We start from the raw sequence: 22,397 nt of genomic DNA on the forward strand, positions 1-22,397 counted from the left end.
TGCAGCAGGTGCAGATCGATGAAGAGGAGGTCGGGCTCGCCCTCGGCGCGCCGGACGACATGGTCGTCCCAGACCTTCTCCGCGAGTGTCCTACCCATCACGTTCCCCCTGGCTGCTGGTCGTTCCTGTCACCTGGCCGACGCTAGGTGAGCCCCTCCCCGAGTCGTCCTTGATCGGTCCTCGACCGCGAAGGCGACGGCGACCGCCGCCGCGTAGCCGTCGGGAACGGACACGTCCCGCACGGTCCAGTCCTGCGGGTGCGCCGCGGGGGTGGGGCCGGTGCCCAGGTAGTCGAGGGTGGTACTGCGCGACAGGCCCGTACCGGTTCCCTTCAGGTACGCCTCCTTCCGGGTCCACGCACGGGTCACCGCGGCGGGCCGCAGGTCCGCGGGGAGGGCGGCCAGCTCGGCCGCCTCGTACGGGTGCAGGACCTCGGCCACCGAGGCGGCGGTCTCCGCTGCCGGGACGCGTTCGATGTCGACGCCCACGGGTTCGGCGGCGATCGCGATCAGGGCGAGGTCGCCGCTGTGGGACAGGGAGAACCGGACGTCGCCACCGCCCGCGACCTCGGGGCGGCCGTGCGGCCCGCCGCAGTCGGCGCAGGGCCGGCGGGTGAACCGTACGGCCTGCGGCGCCAGCCCCAGGCGGGCACCCAGCAGCCGGCGCAGTGCCACGTGCGCGGCCGCGTAGGTCCGCCGGTCCGCCGCATGGCGGAAGGCAGCCAGCCGCTCGAGCTGGCCCCCGTCCAACAGGCCGGGCGCCAGCCGCAACGCCCGGTCCCCGGCCCGCCGACCGTCGACGAGCCACACGGAAAGGGGTACCGGCGCAGACGCCGGCAACAGGTTCGCTCGGATCATGCGCCGAAGCCAAACCCCTCCCGTCCCCGAACCGTCCTCATGGGCCGGGCCGCCCCGGGCCTGTGGCTGACCACCGTCGGCCAGGGGCCCTCGGAGCCGCGTGCCGCAGAAGTGTGGGCCTTCACGAGGATCTCGCTCGGGTACTGCTGGTCCCCGGCGGCCTGGACGTCCCTGGACGAAAACTGGGCGATGGCCTCCCCCGATCGGGGGAGCACCTTCTCCCGCCTTCCCGCGATGCGCATCCGCCGCCCCGGAAGCAAGGATCGTGCCCTGAACAGCTGACCGGAGGCGTTGGATGAACACGCAAGGAACAGAGATGCCGCCGCATCACACGGCATCGAACAACGGCCTGGCCGGGGCGGCCGTGCTGCTCGGGGTCATCGGCGTGAGCACGTCGGTCTTCTTCATCGGCGGCCTGTTCGGCGGCATCGGCCTGATCCTGGGCATCGTCGCCCTGACGACGGCCAAGCGGACCGGTATCGGCCGGGGCAAGGCCCTCACCGGCGTGGCGACGTCGGCCGTCGCGATCGTGGTGTCCGTCCTGGCCGCCGTCTTCTTCGTCTGGTACGCCGACAAGACGCAGGAGTGCTACCGGCCCGACAGCTTCCGGCAGTACGAGCAGTGCGTCCACCAGCAGCTCACCGGGAAGTGACGGGCGGCGCCTCGGCCGAGTACCGCCGGTCCTTTGGGCCGACGCCGGACAAGGCCGTGCCGAGGGCTGGCGGGCGGCGAGGGCTAGGTGGTGGGGAGGAGACCGGCGACGAGGACGGCGAATTCCTCGGGGTCGAGGATGCGGATGCCCAGTTCTTCGGCCTTCGTGCGCTTGGAGCCGGCCTTCTCGCCCGCCACCACGAGGGTGGTGCGCCGGGACACCGACGACGACGCCTTTCCGCCGGCCCGCTCGATCAGTTCGTTCATCTCGTTGCGGGACAACACCGCAAGGGGGCCGGTCATGGCTCCGGTCACCACGACGGCCTGTCCGGCCAGAGGGCCGCCCGCCGAGTCGTCGCCGTCGTTCGCGTCGGCCGCGGGCTTCTGCGGCTCGGTGACCTGCGTGCCGACCTGCTGGGCCTGGAGTTTGTCGAGGAGCGGGGCGAGTTCGGCGAGTTCGGCCGCAATGACGCGGGCCTTCTCGGTGCCGATGCCGTCGACCCCGGCCAGCGTGTCCGCGTCCGCCGCCCGGATCGCGGCCATCGAGCCGAAGTGCGCGGCGATCCGGCGGGACATCGTGCGCCCGGTGCCGCGGACACCGAGGGCGCAGAACACGCGGCTCAAGGCGGCACCGCGGGCGGCCTCGATCGCGGCCAGGAGGTTGGCGGCGCTGGTCTCACCCATCCGCTCCAGACCGAGGAGCTGTTCGCGGGTCAGCGTGAACAGGTCGGCGACGTCCTTGACCAGACCGGCATCCACCAGCTGGATCGCGCGTGTGCCGCCGAGACCTTCGATGTCGAGCTGGTCCCGGCCAGCCGCGTAGATCACCGAGGCCACGGCCTGACAGCTCCGGCCGCGCACGCACCGCCACCGCTGCTCGGAGGTGTCGATCGCGTCGCCACAGCGGGGGCACGCCTCCGGGAAGAGGATCGGGCTCTCGGCGCCGGTGCGCTGGTCGACCAGCGGTGCCTCGACCCGGGGGATCACGTCGCCGGCCCGGTACACGAACACCTGGTCGCCGATCATGAGCCCGCGACGGGTGATGTCGGACGGATTGTGAAGCGTGGCGTAGGTGACCGTCACCCCGTCGATGACCACGGGCTCCAGGACCGCGCGCGGGGCGATGATCCCGGTCCGGCCGACGTTCCACTCCACCGCCAGCAGGCGCGTCACCTTGTGTTCGGCCGCCAGTTTCCGGGCCACCGCCCACCTCGGGGCGCGCGAGCCGTTGCCGGCCTGCCGCTGGTCCTCGGCCGTGTCGGCCTTGACGACGACACCGTCGATCCCGAACGGCAGGTCTCCGCGCAGGCCGGCGATCACGTCGATGCGTTCCTGCACCTGCTCCACGGTCTCGCATCGCACCGGGGCGGCGGCCGTGCTGGCGGCCGTGTTCGCGCCGAGCGCGGCCAGGTTCTCCAGCAGAGCCACGTGGCCGAGGTCCTCCAGGCCGATCGCGCTGTAGGCGAAGAAGGTCAACTCGATCCGGTAGGGGCGGTCCTTGGCCCGAAGCGTGCCGGCCGCCCCGCTGCGCGGGTGCGCGAAGGGCGTGGCCTCGTGGGCGAGCCGGATCCGGTTGGCCTCCTCGAACTGCGCGGTCGTCAGCAGCACCTCGCCGCGCAACTCGACGTCGATCGGCTTGCTGAGTACCGGCGGCAGACCGAGGACGGCGTCGGCGGCGTGGGTGATGTCCTCGCCGGCCGAGCCGTCGCCGCGGGTGAGGACCTGGACGAGCCGACCACCCCGGTACCGGGCGGCCACCGCGAGGCCGTCGAGCTTCGGCTCCACACACCACCCGGCCACAGGGCGCCCGAGACGCCGTTCCAGCCCTGCGGCCCACTCGGCGAGCTCGTCGGCGTCGAAGACGTTGTCGAGGGAGAGCATCGGCACCGAGTGCGGCACGTCACCCTGCACAGCCCCGCCCGCCACCTTCCCGGTCGGCGACTCGGCAAGCACCTCGTCCGGGTGGGCCTCCTCGTAGGCCGCGATGGCGCGCAGCAGCCCGTCGTACTCGTCGTCACCGAGCGGGGTGGTCCCGTCGCCGTAGTACGCGGCCGACGCCGCCACGGCAGTGGTCACGGCCTCCACGTAGGCGGCAGGAGAGAGCAGGGCACTGTTTTCGGTCATGAACGTCATCATCCTGCCCCGCACTGACAACGCCACCACCCGGCCCCGCCCTGCCCCGGCACGCAACCGAGCCGCCCTGCGGCACAGGAGTGCCGGCTCTCGGCGAATCGCACAGTCGCACATCGTGACCTGCGGAGATGCGGCCCGTTACCGGCTGACCTCAAGGGGGTTATCGTCGTCCGGTCGCGGACGGCAACCGGTCGTCCGTTCAATCCAGGGGACCACCATGACTGATCTGAACTCGCTGCGGGCAAGCCTTGCGTCAGGTGAGCACGAGTTCGCCGACACCTTGGCCTTCATCGCCGCGCATTACGAGTATCAGCCGCAGACGTTCCGCAACGGGGAACTGGAAAATGCCGCGGGTGAGAACGAGGGTTCCTGCAAGACGCTGGGACTGGCCCTGCTGGAAGGGCTGAGCGGCCAAGAGGCGCTGCTGGCATTCGGTGAGCACTATCGCAGTGTGCTGGCGACGCCGAACGGCACTGATCACGCCAACATTCGCAACCTCATGGCCCATGGCCTGGAAGGGGTGAGCTTCGCCGGGCAACCGCTGGCCCGCAAGAGCTGAACAGCAAAATCCGGGCGGGCACCAAAGGCCGGCAACGTCCGCTGCTGGACTGTGGGACGGCGCGGTTCGAGGACGTGGCTGCGGTGCGGCCACTTCGCCAACACCGTCGGGTGACGTGTAGCGCAGCGCTACTGCCGTGATCCTCGTTTCCCAACTGACCATAGAAGCCCCGGCTTCGGCCTGCCGGGCGCGCCGCTGCGCGCGGACGCCAGTGCCAGACCTGTCCGGGCCCGGCGGCCCTGCCCCGGGCAGGACCGGCAACGGCGACTTCAGTACCTGTCCGAACCCAGTCTGGACCCGGTCACCAGCACGACCGTGGATCTTGTACGTGCTCCGGCGAGTGCCGGTCCTCTCCCCTGCCCAGGCCGGTCCGGACCAGGAAGCCGGGGTCGGCGTCCCACGGCGGGGCAGCGATGTGCACCCGCTGGGTGCCGGGGATGCCCACCTCGACGAGGACTCCGCCGCGGAACATCCACAGACCGAACAGGTCGTCGTCCTCGTCGTGCAGCATGACCTGCACGCAGGCGGGCTCGTTCCACGGCAGCGACTCCAAGTCCTTGAGCACGCCGCGGCGCCGGTTCCACCGCTCGAACTCGATGTGCCAGCCCCCTACGAACCAGGGGATCTGCACGAAGCAGCCTTGCCAGGTGCGGGCCTCGTCCGGCCGTGTCAGCGGCTCCATCACCTCATCCTCGTACCGCGCCAACACGATGACCTGCGCCATTCTGCTCATGCCCCCATGTCACACCGGGCCGGGTACAGAGCGCAATCGGGTTGGGACCCCGGAGCCAGATGGTGACGGCTGCGGCGCGCTCACCGGCCCGTGCACCGAACGGCTACCCAGATCGTGACGCCTTCCGACACCCCGTTGTAGCCAGTCGAACGATCTACCGCTTCCTTCAATTGTGCGGCGAAGATTGAACCGCCCAATTAGATAACGTCGTTATAGTTGGCGAAATCAAAGGAAGTCCCATGAGCCTGCCCGAGCCTTGGTGGCGTGCAAGTCAAAGTTATGTCTCGGAGATCCTCTCACTGTTCGCAGCCGCGCCCGATCGAGATGTCATGCATTGGCGTGGCGAATCCTTCTCCGGTGGCGACCTGATTCGGTCCGTGACTGAAACGTTTCTTGCGCTACGCAACCGCGGAGTGGGCAAGGGAGATGTGGTAGCGGTCCTGGTCGCACCCAACAGCCCTGAGACGCTCACCGTGCGGTACGCGACGCACCTGCTCGGCGGCGGCGTGTGCTATTTGCGGACCACCAACCCTGGTACCAGGGCAACGGTCCTCCCGCTGGATCACCAGATCCAGATCCTGCGTGAGACCGAAGCCGTGACCATCTATGCCGATGCCGAAGGTTCGGAGCGCGCGGCAGAGCTTGCTGATGGTAGTGGGATCCCGGTGACGCGACTTCAGCACGGGGAAGGCGATGAGGCCGGCCGGGCCGATGTCGCCGATACCCCGGACGCCGTTTCATGGGACCCGAATGCGCTGGCCTTCATCAACTTCACGAGTGGCAGCACGGGACGGCCCAAGGGAATCCGGTTGTCGGGCCGCGCGTGGGAAGCCACCGTGCGTGCATGGATGGATGTCGGTCGTGAGTACGACTGTGCGTCGATCCTGATATCGACCCCTCTGAGCCATGGCGTCGCCCCGATGGCAGACGCGGTCTTCGCCATGGGCGGAGCGCTCTATGCCCATGAGGCCTTCGATGCCGAGAAGTTCGTGGACACCGTCTCCGCGGAAAAGGAGATCTCTTGGACGTTCATGGCGACGAATCACGTGTTCCACGTCCTCGATCATTTGCTTGAGCGAGGAATCGGCGACCGGGATGCCTTGGAAGCCGCGGGTCTTTCTTCGCTGAAGCGGATCGTCTACGGCGGCAGCCCCGCGGCGCCCGCCAGAATTGCACAGGCTTTTCGGATCTTCGGCCCCGCTCTGGCGCAGGGTTATGCCGCGAGTGAGTGTGGTCGGATCACGATCCTGACGCCTGAGGAGCACGGCGACCCGGATCTCGCGGCCACTGTCGGCCGGCCCTTCCCCGGGGTGGAACTTGCTGTCTGCAACTCGGATTCGGGTGCGCAACTGGCGGTCGGGGAAGTCGGTGAGGTTCGCGTCCGCTCGCCTCAGATGATGGACGCCTATAACGGCGAACCGGAACTGACTGAACGAGTTCTCCGTGACGGATGGTATTTCACCGGAGATATCGGTCGTCTCGACGAGCGAGGCTATCTGACTCTCCTGGGCCGGGTGGCCCACGTCATCAAGGTCGGTGGCGTCAAGGTTCATCCCATCGTTCTCGAGGCGGAAATCCTTGCCCACCCGGGTGTCCGGCACGCCGCCGTCTACGGCGTGCAGGACGAGGACGGAAGCGAGCACATCCACGCCGCGATCGAATGCGATCCGGCCGAGGTGGTCGAAGTGGAGAACATCCGCGCGAGCATTGCCGAGAAGCTGTCCCCGATTCACGTGCCCGAGAAGATACATGTCTTGAGCGCACTGCCGATGAATAACAACGGAAAGCCCGACAAGGTGCTCCTGAAGTCGCAGTATTCCTAGCGCAGACCTTTCGGTTCGCAGGTCAATCCAACCGCTACGTCGAGAAGGCGAGTGAATGAACGTTCACCTGGCATCATACCTGAGTGGGAACACCGCTGACGATCTTGCTGAAAGCAAGCGCGAGTTCCTGGAGATAGGCCGCCGTTCCGGCCATTACCCCATGGCCAGTGCACGGCGCGATGGGGTGGATTCGGAAGTAAGCGTCTGGTGCAGCAACGACTATCTGGGAATGGGTCAGAACCGCCAGATCGTCGAGGCCATGCACGCCGCGATCGATGCCCATGGCGTAGGCTCCGGCGGTTCCCGGAACATCGGTGGAACCAACCACTACCATGTCCTTCTCGAAAACGAGCTGGCGGATCTGCACGGCAAGGAATCCGCTCTCCTCTTCACGTCGGGATACACGGCCAACGAGGGGTCCCTCTCCGTGCTGGCGGGGCTCCCGCAGGACACCATCGTATTTTCCGACGCGAAGAACCACGCCTCGATCATCGACGGTCTGCGGCACAGTGGCGCGAAGAAGCACGTCTTCAGGCACAATGACGTCGCCCACCTGGAAGAATTGATCGCGGCCGCTCCCGCGGACGCCCCGAAGCTCATCGTCGTGGAATCGGTCTATTCCATGTCGGGCAACGTTGCGCCGCTCGCCGAGATTGCCGACATTGCGGACAAGTACGGTGCCACGACCTTCATCGACGAGGTCCACGCGGTCGGCATGTACGGCCCGCAGGGCGCCGGCATCGCCGCGCGGGAAGGCATCGCCGATCGCTTCACGGTGGTGATGGGCACCCTGGCGAAGGGTTACGGAACGGTCGGCGGGTACATTGCGGGACCGGCGGCCCTCGTGGACGCGGTGCGGACCTTCTCGCGCTCGTTCGTCTTCACCACCTCGCTTCCGCCCGCGGTCGCGGCCGGTGCGCTGGCGTCGGTTCAGTACCTGCGGTCCTCCGATGTCGAGCGAAAGCTCCTCTCGGAGAATGCGCAGCTTCTGCACAGCCTGCTGATCTCGGCCGACATCCCGTTCATTTCGACGGACTCCCACATCGTTGCGGCCTTCGTCGGTGATGACGACCTGTGCAAGCGGGCGTCCCAGCTGCTGTTCGAGCGGCACGGGATCTACGTCCAGTCCATCAACGCCCCCAGCGTGCCCGCGGGCGAGGAGATCCTGAGGATCGCTCCGTCCGCCGTGCACGACCAGAAGGACGTCGAGAACTTCGCCGACGCCCTTCATGGAATCTGGAAGGAATTGGACATCCCGACCGCCAGTGCCCGGGACTGGTCCACGTCCGAGCTCCGTGGTGGCGGCGCCCGCACCGCCGCGAAAGACGGACAGCTGTCGTAATGACCATGTCAGTTGCCGGCGTGCTGGCCGACACGGCGGCGCGGCGACCCGAACACTCGGCCGTGATCTACGAGTCCGAGCATTTCACCTACGGGTGGCTGTGGGAACAGGCACGTCGCTACGCCTCCGTGCTGCGGGCGAACGGGGTACGGCCAGGAGACCGGGTCGCCATGCTCCTGGTCGACACCCCGCAGTTCCCCGCCGTGTACTTCGGCGTGCTGGCGGCCGGCGCCGTCGCGGTCCCGCTGAACGTCATGTCGACGGCGTCGGAGATCGATCACGTACTGACCGATGCCGAAGCCCGTTTCCTGGTGTGCGCCGCCTCCTTGCTCGCCCGGGCGAGAGAGGCGGCGGAGCCGCTGGGCACGGTGCTCCTCACGGTCGGTCCGGGCCCCGCGGGCACGGTCGACCTGGAGGACGCGGCACAGGACACGGCGCCGATCGACGATTGCGCGGTGCGGGAACCCGACGACGTCGCGGTCGTGTTCTACACGTCCGGTACGACGGGTGAGCCGAAAGGTGTGATGCTCACCCACCGGAACATTCTGTACAACGTCGAGAGGATGGTCGCCACTCCGTACATGTTCCGGAGCGACGACGTACTGCTCGGGTGTCTTCCGCTGTCGCACGGCTTCGGTCAGATCTGCGGCATGCTGACCGGCTTCCGCGCCGGTATATCCATCGTCATGATGCCGAGGTTCTCCGGACGGGAGGCCCTCGCGTTGATGACGGAACACCGGTGCACGGTGTTCATGGGCGTGCCGACCATGTATTTCAAGTTGCTCGACGCGGTGGCCCAGGGAGAGCCGGTTCCTCGGCTCGACCGCGTGTACAGCGGGGGATCGGCGCTTCCGGTCAAGACCCTCGAGGATGTCCGAAGCACGTTCGGATGTCCGGTGTACGAGGGCTACGGGATGACCGAGACCTCCTGCAGCGTTGCCTACCACTACCCCGGCCTGACTTTTCGATCCGGAACGGTCGGTGTTCCGATCACCGGCATCACTGTCGGTATAGCTCGGCCGAATGCCGACAGGATCGATCTCCTGCCCGTCGGTGAGGTGGGCGAGATCGTGGTGCGCGGTCCGAATGTCATGGCCGGATATCTGGGTCGCCCGGATATCACCGCCGAGGTTCTGATCGACGGCTGGTTCCTTACCGGTGATCTCGGCAGGCTGGACGGCGACGGCTACCTTTCGGTCGTGGGCCGTAAGAAGGACTTGATTCTGCGCGGTGGCTACAACGTCTATCCGCGCGAAATCGAGGAGACCCTCCTCGGGCACCCGGACGTGGCGCAGGTGGCGGTGATCGGTGTTCCGCACCCCGTGCTGGGTGAGGAAGTCTGGGCGATTGTCGTTCCCGCCCGGCCGGAGGACGTCACCCTTGGATCGGACGAAGAGCTCATCGAATGGGGCAAACAGCGTTTCGCCGCATATAAGTACCCCCGTCGAGTCGAGTTCACCGAGGCTCTCCCGTTGGGGTCCAGCGGAAAAGTTCTCAAGCGGGTGCTCGTCTCGCAATACGAGTCGACCACCGGCTCGTAGCTGCAAACGAAACAGAATCACACGGGCATAGCACCCGCGGCACCGCTGCGGGTGCTACGCCTCCGCTCAGGCATCGTACGTAACAATAGGTAGGGCGACCGACCATGGGTGAATTCCAAGCTGACACGTCGACATCGACCGAGGCCATCGCCATCGTCGGTATGTCCTGCCGACTGCCGCACGCGGAGAACCCCGCGCAACTGTGGCAGCTGCTGCGCGACGGCCGCAGTGCGATCGGCGCGCCTCCGGCAGGCCGTCCCGAACTGCCCTCTCGGCCGGGGGGTTATCTCGAGGACGTCAGCGGCTTCGACGCGGGCTTCTTCGGCATCAGTCCGCGTGAGGCGTCCTCGATGGACCCGCAGCAGCGGCTGATGCTCGAGCTCGCCTGGGAGGCACTGGAGGACGCCAGGATCCTCCCGTCCGACCTCGCCGACAGCCGGACCGGTGTCTTCGTCGGCGTCATTGCCGACGACTATGCCGCACTCACGCGTCAGCACGGGGCCGAAGCCATCACCCGTCACACCCTGACCGGTCTCAACCGCGGCGTCGTTGCCAACCGGATCTCCTACACCCTGGGGCTGCACGGACCGAGTGCGGCCGTGGACACCGGCCAGTCCTCCTCGCTGGTCGCCGTGCACCTGGCAGTCGAGAGCCTGCGCCGCGGCGAGTCCGCCATGGCCATCGCCGGCGGTGTCAACCTCAATCTGGTGCCGGACAGCACCATCGGCGCGGAGCGGTTCGGCGCACTTTCCCCGGACGGCCTCAGCTTCACCTTCGACGCCAGGGCGAATGGATACGTACGCGGTGAGGGCGGCGCGTTCGTGGTGCTCAAACCGCTGCACGCCGCCATGGCGGACGGCGACCCGGTCTACTGCGTGCTGCACGGCAGCGCGATGAACAACGACGGCACGACCGAGGGTCTCGCCGCGCCGAGTCCGGCCGGCCAGCAGGATGTCCTGCGGGAGGCGTACGAGCGTGCCAAGGTGTCCGCGGAGCAGGTGCAGTACGTCGAACTGCACGGCACGGGAACCAAGGTGGGCGACCCGATCGAGGCGTCGGCCCTGGGCGCGGTGCTCGGTGACGGCCGCGTGGACGGAGCCGAGCTGCGGGTCGGATCGGTGAAGACCAACGTCGGACACCTCGAGGGTGCCGCCGGCATCGTCGGCCTGCTGAAGGCGGCGCTCTGCATCCGTCACCGCGAGCTCGTGCCGAGCCTGAACTTCGAAACCCCCAACCCGGACATTCCGTTCGACGAGTGGAAGCTCGCCGTGCAGCGAAGCCTCGGGGCATGGCCGCGGCCGGACGAGCCGCTCTACGCGGGTGTCAGCTCGTTCGGCATGGGCGGTACGAACTGCCACGTCGTGCTTTCGGACTGGCGCACCGAGTCGGCGGCGGAAGAGGAGTTGCCCGGCGCCGAGTCCGGCTCGGGTGCGGTGCCGTGGGTGGTGTCGGGCAAGTCGGCCGAGGCCGTGGCCGGTCAGGCGGAGCGGCTGGTGTCGTTCCTGGAGGGGCGGCCGGAGCTGGACGTCGCGGCGGTGGGCCGGTCGCTCGCGGTGTCGCGTGCTCGTTTCGATCACCGTGCGGTGGTCGTGGGGGAGACCCGCGAGGAGCTTCTGGCGGGCGTCCGGGCGCTGGCCGAGGGCATCCCTGCGGCTGGTGTGGTGTCGGGTCGTGCGGTGCCGGGCGGTGCGGGCAAGACGGTGTTCGTGTTCCCGGGTCAGGGTTCGCAGTGGCAGGGCATGGCTCTGGAACTCTTCGATTCCTCTCCGGTGTTCGCCGCCCGGCTGGTGGAGTGTGAGCAGGCTCTGGTGCCGTTCACGGACTGGTCGCTGCTGGACGTTCTGCGTGGTGCGGAGGGTGCGCCCGGTTTTGACCGGGTGGACGTGGTGCAGCCGGCGCTGTGGGCGGTGATGGTGTCCCTGGCCGCGTTGTGGCGTTCGGTGGGTATCGAGCCGGATGCGGTGGTCGGTCACTCGCAGGGTGAGATCGCGGCGGCCGTGGTTGCGGGTGCGTTGTCGCTCGAGGACGCGGCGAAGGTCGTGGCGTTGCGCAGCCGGGCGATCGTGAAGCTGGCCGGTTCGGGCGGCATGGTCTCGGTGGCCCTGCCGGCCGACGAGGTCCGCGAGCTCATCGCCCACTGGGACGGCGCCATCGACATCGCCGCACACAACGGCCCCGCGAGCACGGTCGTCTCCGGCGACCCGGAGGCCCTGGCCGACCTCGTCGCCCAGAGCGAGGCCAAGGGATACCGCGCCCGCACCGTTCCGGTCGACTACGCCTCTCACTCCGCCCACGTCGACCTGCTGGAGGACGAGCTGCGGGAGCTGTTGGCCGGCGTCACGCCGCGTACCGGTGACATCAGGTTCTTCTCCACCGTCACCGGGCAGCCGCTGAACGGCGAGGAGCTCGACGGCGGGTACTGGTTCCGCAACCTCCGCCGGACCGTCCAGCTGGAAGAGACCACCCGTGCTCTGCTCGGCGACGGGCATCGCGTCTTCATCGAGGTCAGTGCGCACCCGGTGCTCACCTCGGCCCTCAGCGACACGGCCGACGAGGCCGGCGCCGGCGGCACGGTTGTCGTCGGATCGCTGCGGCGCGACGACGGTGGACGGGATCGTTTCCTGGCCTCGGTCGCAGAGGCGCACGCCAACGGCGTCGAGGTGGAGTGGGAGCGGTTCCTGCCGGGTCCGGGTCTGGTGGACCTGCCCACGTACGCCTTCCAGCGGGAGCCCTTCTGGCTGGAGGGTACGGCGGCCGGGCCGGTCCAGGTCCGTACCGTCGCGGCAAGGCGGAGCGCTCCGAAGCGGTCCGCGCGGCGCGGCGATGTGCTGGAGCTGGTGCTCGCGCACGTGGCAGCGGTGCTCGGCCACGGCTCGGCGCGCGACGTGGACATCGACACGACCTTCAACGACCTGGGCTTCGACTCCCTCTCGGCCGTCGAGCTCCGGAACGCGCTGAACAGGGCCACCGGGCTGTCGCTGCCCTCCGCCCTCCTCTTCAACTACCCGACCCCGGCCGTACTCGCGGAACACCTCAGCGGTCAGCTCCGCGGCCTGGACCAGGACCAGGAGGACGACGCGTACGAGGCCGTGGCCCTCGACGAGCCGATCGCGATCGTGGGCATGGCGTGCCGGCTTCCGGGAGGGGTCGCCTCTGCGGAGGACCTGTGGCGTCTGGTCAGCAGCGAGGCCGACGCGGTCGGCGGATTCCCGGCCAACCGGGGCTGGGACCTTGAAGCGCTCTTCACCCCCGATCCGGACAGCCCCGGCAAGACCTACGCCACCCAAGGTGGTTTCCTGCACGACGCGGACCGGTTCGATGCCGAGTTCTTCGGCATCAGTCCCCGCGAGGCGGCGGCCATGGAGCCCCAGCAGCGGCTGCTGCTGGAGACGGCCTGGGAGGCCTTCGAGCAGGCCGGCATCGACCCCGCCGCGCTGCGCGGCACCCGCACCGGTGTCTACGTGGGCGCGACGGCAATGGAGTACGGGCCGCGGCTGCACGAGCCGTCCGGCGGTTACGACGGCTACCTGCTGACGGGCAACGCCGCCAGTGTGGCCTCGGGCCGGCTGGCCTACACCTTCGGGCTGGAGGGCCCGGCGGTGACGGTCGACACCGCCTGCTCGTCCTCGCTCGTCGCGCTCCACCTCGCCGCGCAGTCGCTGCGCCAGGGCGAGTCCTCCGTGGCCATCGCCGGCGGTGTGTCCGTCATGGCCACGCCCGGCATGTTCGTGGAGTTCTCCCGGCAGCGCGGGCTGTCGCCGGACGGGCGCTGCAAGGCGTTCTCCTCGGCGGCGGACGGTACGGGCTGGGCCGAGGGCGTGGGTCTGCTGGTGCTGGAGCGGCTGTCGGACGCGGAGCGCAACGGGCACCAGGTGCTCGCGGTGATCCGTGGTTCCGCCGTGAACCAGGATGGTGCGAGCAACGGCCTGACGGCCCCGAACGGGCCTTCGCAGGAGCGGGTCATCCGCGCAGCGCTGGCCAATGCCCGCCTGTCGGCGTCCGAGGTGGACGCGGTGGAGGCGCACGGCACGGGCACCAAGCTCGGCGACCCGATCGAGGCGCAGGCGCTGCTGGCGACCTACGGCCAGGGCCGCGAGGAGCCGCTTCGACTCGGCTCGCTGAAGTCGAACATCGGTCACACGCAGGCGGCGGCGGGCGTCGCGGGCGTGATCAAGATGGTCATGGCCATGCGTCACGGGGTCCTCCCGGCGACGCTGCACGTGGACGAGCCGACCTCGCACGTCGATTGGTCGGCCGGCGCGGTGGAGCTGCTGACGCGGGCCCAGGAGTGGCCGGAGCTCGACCGGCCGCGCCGGGCGGGCATCTCGGCCTTCGGCATCAGCGGTACCAACGCCCACCTCATCGTCGAGCAGGTCACGCAGAGCGAAGCTCCCGTGGAGGAGCGGTCGGTGTCGGGTCCGGTGCCGTGGGTGGTGTCGGGCAAGTCGGGGGCCGCTCTGTCGGAGCAGGCGGATCGGCTGGTGTCGTTCCTGGAGGAGCGGCCGGAGCTGGACGTCGTGGCGGTGGGCCGTTCGCTGGCCGCGTCGCGTGCTCGTTTCGATCACCGTGCGGTGGTCGTGGGGGAGACCCGTGAGGAGCTCCTGGACGCTCTGCGGGCGCTGACCCCGGGCGAGGCCGTCCCGGCGGGTCCGGTGGCGTTCCTGTTCTCCGGGCAGGGTAGTCAGCGGCTCGGTATGGGCCGTCAGCTGTACGCGGCGGAGCCGGTGTTCGCGGCTGCGTTCGACGAGGTCGTCGGGGCGTTGGACGTCCACTTGGACCGTTCGCTCGCCGGGGTGATCGAGGGTGAGCCGGAGCTGCTCCAGCGGACGGTGTTCACCCAGCCGGCGTTGTTCGCGGTCGAGGTGGCCCTGTTCCGTCTGCTGTCTCACTACGGGGTGACCCCGGACTATCTGGTGGGTCATTCGGTGGGTGAGCTGGCGGCGGCCCACGTGGCGGGTGTGCTGTCGCTCGAGGACGCCGCGCGTCTGGTGTGTGCGCGGGCGCGTCTGATGGAGGGTGTTGCCGAGGGCGGGGCGATGGCTGCCCTGAACGCCGGCGAAGCGCGGGTCGCCGGCTGGCTCGAGGGCCGTTCCGGTGTGGAGGACCACACGGGCCTCGACCAGCTCGACGAGCTGACCCTCCAGGCACCGCTGGTGCTGGCCGGCCGCGGCGGAGTACAGCTCCAGGTCGTGGTCGACGCTCCGGACGAGGAGGGCCGGCGCGAGCTGTCGGTCCACTCCCGCCCGGAGCCCGGGTCCGAAGACGCCGCGATCCACCCGTGGACCCTGCACGCCACCGGCGTACTGAGCCGCGCGGAAGGAGGTGCGGGCGTACCGGCCGACACCGCCTGGCCCCCGGCCGGCGCCGAGCCGGTCGACCTGACGGCGGCGTACGACACGCTCGCCGAGCGGGGCTTCCAGTACGGACCCGCCTTCCAGGGCCTGCGGGCGCTGTGGCGCGCCGGCCAGGAGATGTTCGCCGAGGTCGCGCTCCCGAAGGACGTCCCCCCGGGCGAGTTCGGGATCCACCCGGCGCTCCTCGACGCCGCCCTGCACCCGCTGGCGCTCGCGGAGGACGGTCGCCTGGCGCTGCCGTTCGCCTGGACCGGCGTTCGGCTGCACGCGGTGAACGCCACCGTGCTGCGCGTACGGATCACCCCGGAAGGCTCGGGTGCCGCCCTGTCCCTCGCCGACGCGAGCGGTGCGCCGATCGCGTCGGTGAAGACGCTCGGCCTGCGGGCCGTGGACCCGGCGCAGCTGGCCGGCTCGGGCACCCCCCGCCAGCCGCTGCTCCAGGTGGAGTGGACGACCGTCCCGGAGGCCGCCCCGGCCACCGGATGGGCCGTCCTCGACGACTCCGGCCACGGTCTGCCCGCCCCCCTGGGCAGCTACTCGGACCTCGCCGGCATGGTGGGAACCCCGCCGCTCGTCGTGGTCCCCTTCCCCGGCGAGGACGGCCCCGGCGCCGTGGCACACCGGGCTCTGCGGCTGGCCCAGGAGTGGCTCGCCGAGGAGCGCTTCGCCGACTCGCGCCTGGTCTTCGTGACCCGTGACGCGACCACCGCCCGCACGGAGGCCGGACTCGGCTCGGCTCCCGTCTGGGGGCTGGTGCGTACCGCGATGGCCGAGAACCCCGACCGGTTCGGCCTGCTGGACCTGACGGACTGGGACCTCTCCGAGGTCGAGCTCGGCCGTGCGCTGGCCGTACCGGACGCGCAGGTGAGCCTGCGGGACGGGGCACTGCTCGTACCGCGGCTGGTCAAGTCGCCCACGGCGGGCGAGACCGTGCCCGCCCTGAACCCCGGGGGCACCGTGCTCATCACGGGCGCCACCGGCACCCTGGGCCGGCTGTTCGCCCGCCACCTCGTCGCCGAACACGGCGTCCGGCACCTGCTGCTGGCGAGCCGCCGCGGCCGCAACGCGGCGGGCGTGCCGGAGCTGGAGGCCGAACTCACGGCTGCCGGAGCCGACGTGTCCGTGGTCGCCTGTGACACGGCCGACCGCACTGCGGTCGCCGCGATGCTGGACGCGATCCCCTCGGAGCACCCGCTCACCGCGGTCCTGCACACCGCCGGCGTCCTCGACGACGGCACGCTGCACGCCCTCACGGCCGAGCAGCTCGACACCGTGCTGCGCCCCAAGGTCGATGCCGCCCGGCACCTGCACGAGCTGACGGCCGGCCTGGAGCTGGACGCGTTCGTCCTGTTCTCCTCGCTGGCCGGTACGGTCGGCACCGCGGGACAGGCCAACTACGCAGCGGCCAACACCTATCTGGACGCCCTCGCGCACCACCGCCAGGCCCTGGGCCTGCCCGGTACCTCGCTGGCCTGGGGCCTGTGGGCCGAGGGCAGTGGGATGACCGGTCACCTGACCGACGCCGACCTCGCCCGCATGTCCCGGGGCGGCGTCGCCCCCATCGGCAGCGAGCAGGGGCTGGCGCTGTTCGACGCGGCCCTCGCGACCCGTCGGCCGGTGCTCGTTCCGGCGCTGCTGGACTACACCGGACTGCGGGCACAGAGCGAGGACGGCACGCTGCCCGCGCTCTTCCACGGCCTGGTGCGTCCGGCGCGGCGCGCCGCCGTCGGCGAGCAGGCGGGCGGGAACTCCCTGCGGGAACGCCTGGCGCCCCTGGCCCCCCAGGACCGGGAGCGCGCGCTGCTGGAACTGGTCCGCGGCGTGGTGGCCTCCGTACTGGGGCACACCGACGCCGGCCAGGTCGCGCCCGGCCGGGCCTTCAACGAGCTGGGCTTCGACTCGCTCAAGGCAGTGGAACTGCGCAACCGGCTGAACGCGGCCGCAGGTCTGAAGCTGCCCGCGACGGTGGTGTTCGACTACCCGAGCACGGTCGAGCTGGCCGGCTTCCTGCGGACCGAACTGCTCGGCTCGGCCGCCGCGGTGGCCGTGGCCGAACCGGTCGTCGGCGCCTCCGACGAGCCGATCGCGATCGTCGCGATGGCCTGCCGCTACCCGGGCGAGGTCAGCTCCCCGGAGGAGCTGTGGGCGCTGCTGTCCGACGAGCGGGACGCCATCGGCCCGTTCCCGGACGACCGCGGCTGGGACCTGGACGGCCTGTACGACACGGACCCCGACCACGTGGGCACCTCGTACACCCGGCACGGCGGATTCCTCTACGAGGCTCCTCAGTTCGACCCCGAGCTCTTCGGGGTGAGCGCACGGGAGGCCACCGCCATCGACCCGCAGCAGCGCCTGCTGCTGGAAATCAGCTGGGAGGCCTTCGAGCGCGCGGGCATCGACCCGACCTCTCTCAAGGGCAGCCAGACCGGTGTGTTCGCCGGTGTCATGGCCAACGACTACGCGGCACGCCTGAAGGACGCCCCCGAGGCCCTGGAGGGCTACCTGGCGGTCGGCAGCACGGTCAGTGTCGCCTCCGGCCGCGTGGCCTACACCTTCGGTCTGCAGGGGCCGGCGATCACCGTCGACACCGCCTGCTCCTCCTCGCTCGTCTCCATCCACCTCGCCGCCCAGGCGCTGCGCAACGGCGAATGCGGGCTGGCCCTGGCCGGCGGTGTGACCGTACTGGCCGCGCCCACCCTGTTCGTGGAGTTCAGCCGGCAGCGCGGCCTGGCACCGGACGGCCGGTGCAAGCCCTTCTCCGCGCAGGCGGACGGGGCGGCCTGGGCCGAAGGCGCCGGAATCCTCCTGCTGGAGCGGCTCTCCGACGCCCGGCGCAACGGCCGCCGGATCCTCGGCGTGATCCGCGGAACCGCCGTCAACCAGGATGGTGCGAGCAACGGCCTCACCGCCCCCAACGGCCCCTCCCAGGAGCGGGTGATCCGCCAAGCCCTGACCAACGCGGGCCTGACCACCGCGGACGTCGACGCTCTGGAGGCCCACGGCACCGGCACCACGCTGGGCGACCCGATCGAGGCCCGGGCCGTACTCGCCACCTACGGGCAGGAGCGCCCCTCCCCCCTCCTGATGGGCTCCCTGAAGTCCAACATCGGACACTCCCAGGCCGCCGCCGGTGTGGCCGGCGTCATCAAGATGGTCATGGCGATGCAGCACGGGGTGCTCCCCAGGAGCCTTCACATCGACGAGCCCAGCCCGCACGTGGACTGGTCCGCCGGCGAGGTGGAACTGCTCACCCAGGCGGTGCCGTGGCCCGAGTCCGCGCGCCCGCGCCGGGCGGGCGTGTCCTCCTTCGGCATCAGCGGTACCAATGCCCACGTCATCGTGGAGCAGCCGCCGACCGAGGGGACGGTCCCGCCGGCCGAGCCGATGCCGGTCGTGCCGCTGCTGCTGTCGGCGCACAACGACGCGGCCCTGCTGGCGCAGGCCGACCGGTTGGGTGCGGCCCTCGCCGACACCGGGGAGCAGGACCTGGCATCGACGGGACGGAGCCTGGCCGTCGGACGGGCCGGACTGTCGCACCGCGCCGTGGTGGTGGCCTCCACCGCCACCGAAGCGGCCGACGGCTGCGCGGAACTGACGGTGCGGGGTACACCCGTGGACGGCCGTACGGCCTTCCTCTTCACCGGCCAGGGCAGCCAGCGGCTCGGCATGGGCCGGGAGCTGTACACCGCGTACCCCGCCTACGCCGAGGCCCTGGACGCCGTATGCGAAGAGCTCGACCCATGGCTGGAAACCCCGCTGCTCGACGTCCTCTTCGGCGAGGACCCGGCGCCGCTGGACCGGACCGGCTTCACACAGGCCGCCCTGTTCGCAACCGAGGTCGCGCTCTTCCGGCTCCTGGAAGGCTGGGGCGTACGGCCGGACTTCCTCGCGGGCCATTCCATCGGTGAGCTGGCCGCCGCACACGTCGCCGGCGTGCTCTCGCTGGCGGACGCGGCGCAGCTCGTCGCCGCCCGCGGCCGGCTGATGCAGGCACTGCCCGGGGGCGGCGCGATGCTCGCCGTGCAGGCCGAGGAGCAGGAGGTGCTGCCGCTGCTCGCCGGACGGGAGGACCTGCTGGGCATCGCCGCGGTCAACGGCCCCACCTCGGTGGTGCTCTCTGGCGACGCGGAAGCCGTCGAGGCCGTCGGAGCCGAACTCTCCGCCCGGGGACGCAAGACCAAGCGACTGCGCGTCAGCCACGCCTTCCACTCCCCGCACATGGACGCGATGCTGGACGAATTCCGGTCGGTCGCGAAGGGGCTCACGTTCGCCGCGCCCACCCTCCCGATCGTCTCCACCCTGACCGGGCAGCTCGTCGGCGCCGGGGAACTGACCACGCCCGAGTACTGGGTCCGGCACGTCCGCCGGCCCGTGCGCTTCCTGGACGCGGCACGCGCCCTGGAAGCCGAAGGCGTACGGACCTTCCTGGAGCTCGGCCCGGACGGCGTGCTCAGCGCGATGGGGCAGGACTTCCTCGACGCGGGATCGCTCCTGGTCCCGGTGCTGCGCGGCGGGCGCCACGAGCCGCACACCGCCGTCACCGCCCTGGCCCACGCCCACGTACGGGGCGTGCCGGTGGACTGGCGCGCACTGTTCGGCGAGAACGCCGGACCGGCCGCGGACCTGCCGACCTACCCCTTCCAGCGCAGGCGCTACTGGCTCACGGAGGGGCCCGGCGGCGGCGACGTCACCTCGGCCGGACTCGACTCCGCACGGCACCCGCTGCTCGGGGCCGCGGTTCCGCTCGCCGACTCCGACGGTGTCCTGTTCACCGGCCGGATCTCGGCCCGCAGCCACCCCTGGTTCGCCGACCATGCCGTCGCCGGGACGCTGCTGGTCCCGGGCACCGCCCTGGTGGAGCTCGCGCTCCACGCGGGCGCCGCACTCGGCTGCGAGCGGTTGGAGGAACTCGCCCTCCAGGCACCCCTGGTCCTTCCCGACGAGGGTGCGCTCCAGCTCCAGATCACCGTCGGCGGTCCCGACGGAGAAGGCCGCAGGCCCGTCGCCGTCCACTCGCGCGGGGACCAGGAAGGCGACGTCTGGAACCGGCACGCCACCGGAACCGTGGGGGCCGCCGCTCCCGGCGGCCCCGCACCCGACCTCGCGTCCTGGCCTCCGGCCGGCGCCGAGCCCCAGCCGGTCGAGGACCTGTACGACCGCCTCGCCGACCAGGGCTACGGCTACGGCCCCGCCTTCCAGGGCCTCCAGGCGGCATGGCGCTCGGGCGAGGACCTCTACGCCGAGGTACGGCTGTCCGTCGACCCCGAGGGATTCGCCCTGCACCCGGCACTGTTCGACGCCGCGCTGCACGCACTGCTCCTGGAGGAGTCGGCCGAACTGCGGCTGCCCTTCTCCTTCGACGGCGTCCAGCTGACCGGGTCCCGGACCGGCACCCTGCGGGTCAAGCTGTCACCCGGACCGGACGGAACGGTCGCGGTCAGCATCGCCGACGAGACGGGCGCGCCGGTCGCCACCGTCGCATCGCTCGCCCTGCGGGCCCTGCCGGCGGGGAGCGCGCTGACCCGCCCCTCCGACCCGTACGTGTACGCGGTGGAGCGGGCCGCTGTGGAACTCCCCACCGGTGGCGACACGGCCATCGTGGTCCTCGGCGAGGCCGACCTCGGCTGGGCCGATCTCGGCTGGGCCGCCGAGCACCGCGCCGACCTGGCCGGCCTGGCCGCCTCGACGGCGGACGGCGCGGCCGCACCCGACGTGGTCGTCCTTCCGGTACGCCCGGCCACTGCGCAGGAGACCGGCCGGGTCACGGAGGAGGTGCTGGCGGTACTACGGCAGTGGCTCGCCACCGACGCGCCGGCCGGAGCGCGGCTCGCCGTGGTCAGCTCCGGGGAACTGGCGCACAGCGCACTGTCCGGGCTGATGCGGACCGCCGAGTCGGAACACCCGGGACTCTTCCAGCACGTGATCACGGACGGCCTGCCGGCCGGCGGCGAGCTGCTTGCCGCGGCCCTGGCCGATCCCCGACCGCAGCTCGAACTGCGCGGGGGACAGGCCTACGTGACCCGGCTCGCCAAGGTCCCGTACCCGGTCCGGACCCCGGACGCCGACGACGCGTTCGACCCGGAGCGTACGGTGCTGATCACCGGTGGGACGGGCGCACTCGGAGCCCAGGTCGCCCGGCACCTGGTGACCGCCCGCGGGGCCCGTCGCCTGCTGCTCACCAGCCGGCGGGGCGGGGCGCAGGACCTGGTCGCCGAACTGACGGCGCTCGGCGCGGACGTACGGGTCGCGGCATGCGACGCGGCCGACCGCGACGCGCTGGCGGCGCTGCTCGCCTCGATCCCGGACGAGCACCCGCTCACCGCCGTCGTGCACGCGGCCGGGGTCGTCGAGGACGCCACGCTGGAGGCCATGAGCCCGGAGAGCCTCTCCCGGGTCCTGCGGCCGAAGGTGGAGGCCGCCTGGAACCTGCACGAGCTGACCGCCGGACTGGAGCTGACGGACTTCGTCCTCTTCTCTTCCGTCGCCGGCCTGGTGGGCAACGCCGGACAGGCCGGCTACGCCGCCGGCAACACCTTCCTGGACGCGCTCGCCGAGCACCGGCGCGCCGAGGGCCTGCCCGCCGTGTCCCTCGCCTGGGGCATGTGGCAGGAGGGCATGGCGAGCGACCTCGACCGTGCCGACCGGGCCAGGCTCGAGCGCAACGGGATCCTGCCGATGCCGACCGACCGGGCACTCGCGGCCCTCGACACGGCCCTGGCCGGCGCAAAGGCGCCACAGGCCGACGGCGGGGCGGGGACCCGACCGGTGCTCGCACCGGTGGCACTCGACCTCGCGGCACTGCGCAGCCTCGGGGACGCACTGCCCGAGCTGTACCGGGGCCTGGTGCGCACCGAGCGCCGAGCCGGCCGGCGCGCCTCCGCCCCGGCGGAGATCCCGCTGGCGCAGCGGCTCACGGGCCTGGACGCGGAAGAGCAGCAGCAGCTGCTGCTCGACCTCGTCAGGGAGCAGGTCGGCATCGTCCTGGCCCACCCGGCCCCGCGGACGATCGACATCGAGCGCGGACTGCTGGACCTGGGCTTCGACTCGCTCACCGCGGTCGAACTGCGCACCAGGCTGAACACCCTCACCGGACTGCGGCTGCCCAGCACGCTCGTCTTCAACCACCCGACCACCCGAGCCGTCGCCGAGTACCTGCGGGGCGAGCTGGTCGGCGAAGCGGCGGACCCGGTCCAGGCGGCCCTGGACGTACTCGAGGCCGCTCTCTGGGCCTCCGGCGCGTCGGACAGCGACGGACCGGCAGGAAGGTACACCGCGCGACTGCGCGGCCTGCTTCGGGCGATGGACGGCGGCACCGACGGCGCCGACCTCGACCTGGCGACCGATGACGAACTCTTCGCAGCACTTGACAACGAACTCGGCAGGTAGACATGAACAACGAGCAGA

9 protein-coding genes are annotated in these 22,397 nt (G+C 70.7%); 6 read left to right on the top strand and 3 right to left on the bottom strand.

Annotation, left to right across the window (positions count from 1 at the left end; all coding sequences use genetic code 11):
* Positions 1-128: 128 nt before the first annotated feature.
* Positions 129-857 (bottom strand): 4'-phosphopantetheinyl transferase family protein, encoded by a 729-nt coding sequence (locus tag IF09_RS0132445; protein WP_078613585.1) that lies wholly within the window; start codon positions 855-857, stop codon positions 129-131.
* Positions 858-1,173: 316 nt separating this feature from the next.
* Here IF09_RS0132445 and IF09_RS0132455 point away from each other — a divergent pair, with 316 nt between their 5' ends.
* Positions 1,174-1,509: a hypothetical protein gene (locus IF09_RS0132455; protein WP_051833261.1), complete on the top strand. Its 336-nt coding sequence runs from the start codon at positions 1,174-1,176 to the stop codon at positions 1,507-1,509.
* 83 nt (positions 1,510-1,592) lie between these two features.
* Here the strand turns inward: IF09_RS0132455 and ligA are convergent, their stop codons facing one another.
* The gene (gene ligA, locus IF09_RS0132460) at positions 1,593-3,632 is read right to left on the bottom strand and encodes an NAD-dependent DNA ligase LigA (protein ID WP_030301921.1); all 2,040 of its coding nucleotides are present in this window, start codon (positions 3,630-3,632) and stop codon (positions 1,593-1,595) included.
* Between the two features lie 226 nt (positions 3,633-3,858).
* Here ligA and IF09_RS0132465 point away from each other — a divergent pair, with 226 nt between their 5' ends.
* Positions 3,859-4,200, top strand: a complete 342-nt coding sequence (locus tag IF09_RS0132465; RefSeq protein ID WP_030301922.1) for a HopJ type III effector protein — start codon at positions 3,859-3,861, stop codon at positions 4,198-4,200.
* A gap of 301 nt (positions 4,201-4,501) precedes the next feature.
* Here IF09_RS0132465 and IF09_RS0132470 read toward each other — a convergent pair whose 3' ends face one another.
* On the bottom strand, positions 4,502-4,933 hold the full coding sequence (locus tag IF09_RS0132470) for a hypothetical protein (protein ID WP_030301923.1): 432 nt from the start codon (positions 4,931-4,933) through the stop codon (positions 4,502-4,504).
* A 239-nt stretch (positions 4,934-5,172) separates the two neighbouring features.
* Here IF09_RS0132470 and IF09_RS0132475 point away from each other — a divergent pair, with 239 nt between their 5' ends.
* From IF09_RS0132475 to IF09_RS48100, 4 genes are all read left to right on the top strand, one after another.
* Positions 5,173-6,756, top strand: coding sequence for a class I adenylate-forming enzyme family protein (locus IF09_RS0132475; RefSeq protein ID WP_030301924.1), 1,584 nt, complete (start codon positions 5,173-5,175; stop codon positions 6,754-6,756).
* A gap of 55 nt (positions 6,757-6,811) precedes the next feature.
* The gene (gene hemA, locus IF09_RS0132480; RefSeq protein ID WP_051833266.1) at positions 6,812-8,098 is read left to right on the top strand and encodes a 5-aminolevulinate synthase; all 1,287 of its coding nucleotides are present in this window, start codon (positions 6,812-6,814) and stop codon (positions 8,096-8,098) included.
* Entirely contained in the window at positions 8,098-9,639 is a 1,542-nt protein-coding gene (locus IF09_RS0132485) for a long-chain-fatty-acid--CoA ligase (protein WP_030301926.1), read from the top strand. The genes hemA and IF09_RS0132485 overlap by 1 nt, the downstream gene beginning before the upstream one ends.
* A gap of 104 nt (positions 9,640-9,743) precedes the next feature.
* Entirely contained in the window at positions 9,744-22,379 is a 12,636-nt protein-coding gene (locus IF09_RS48100; protein ID WP_078613587.1) for a type I polyketide synthase, read from the top strand.
* Positions 22,380-22,397 lie beyond the last annotated feature (18 nt).

The sequence above is a fragment of the Streptomyces katrae genome (assembly GCF_000717655.1).
In the GTDB taxonomy this organism is placed as follows: Bacteria; Actinomycetota; Actinomycetes; order Streptomycetales; family Streptomycetaceae; genus Streptomyces; species Streptomyces katrae_B.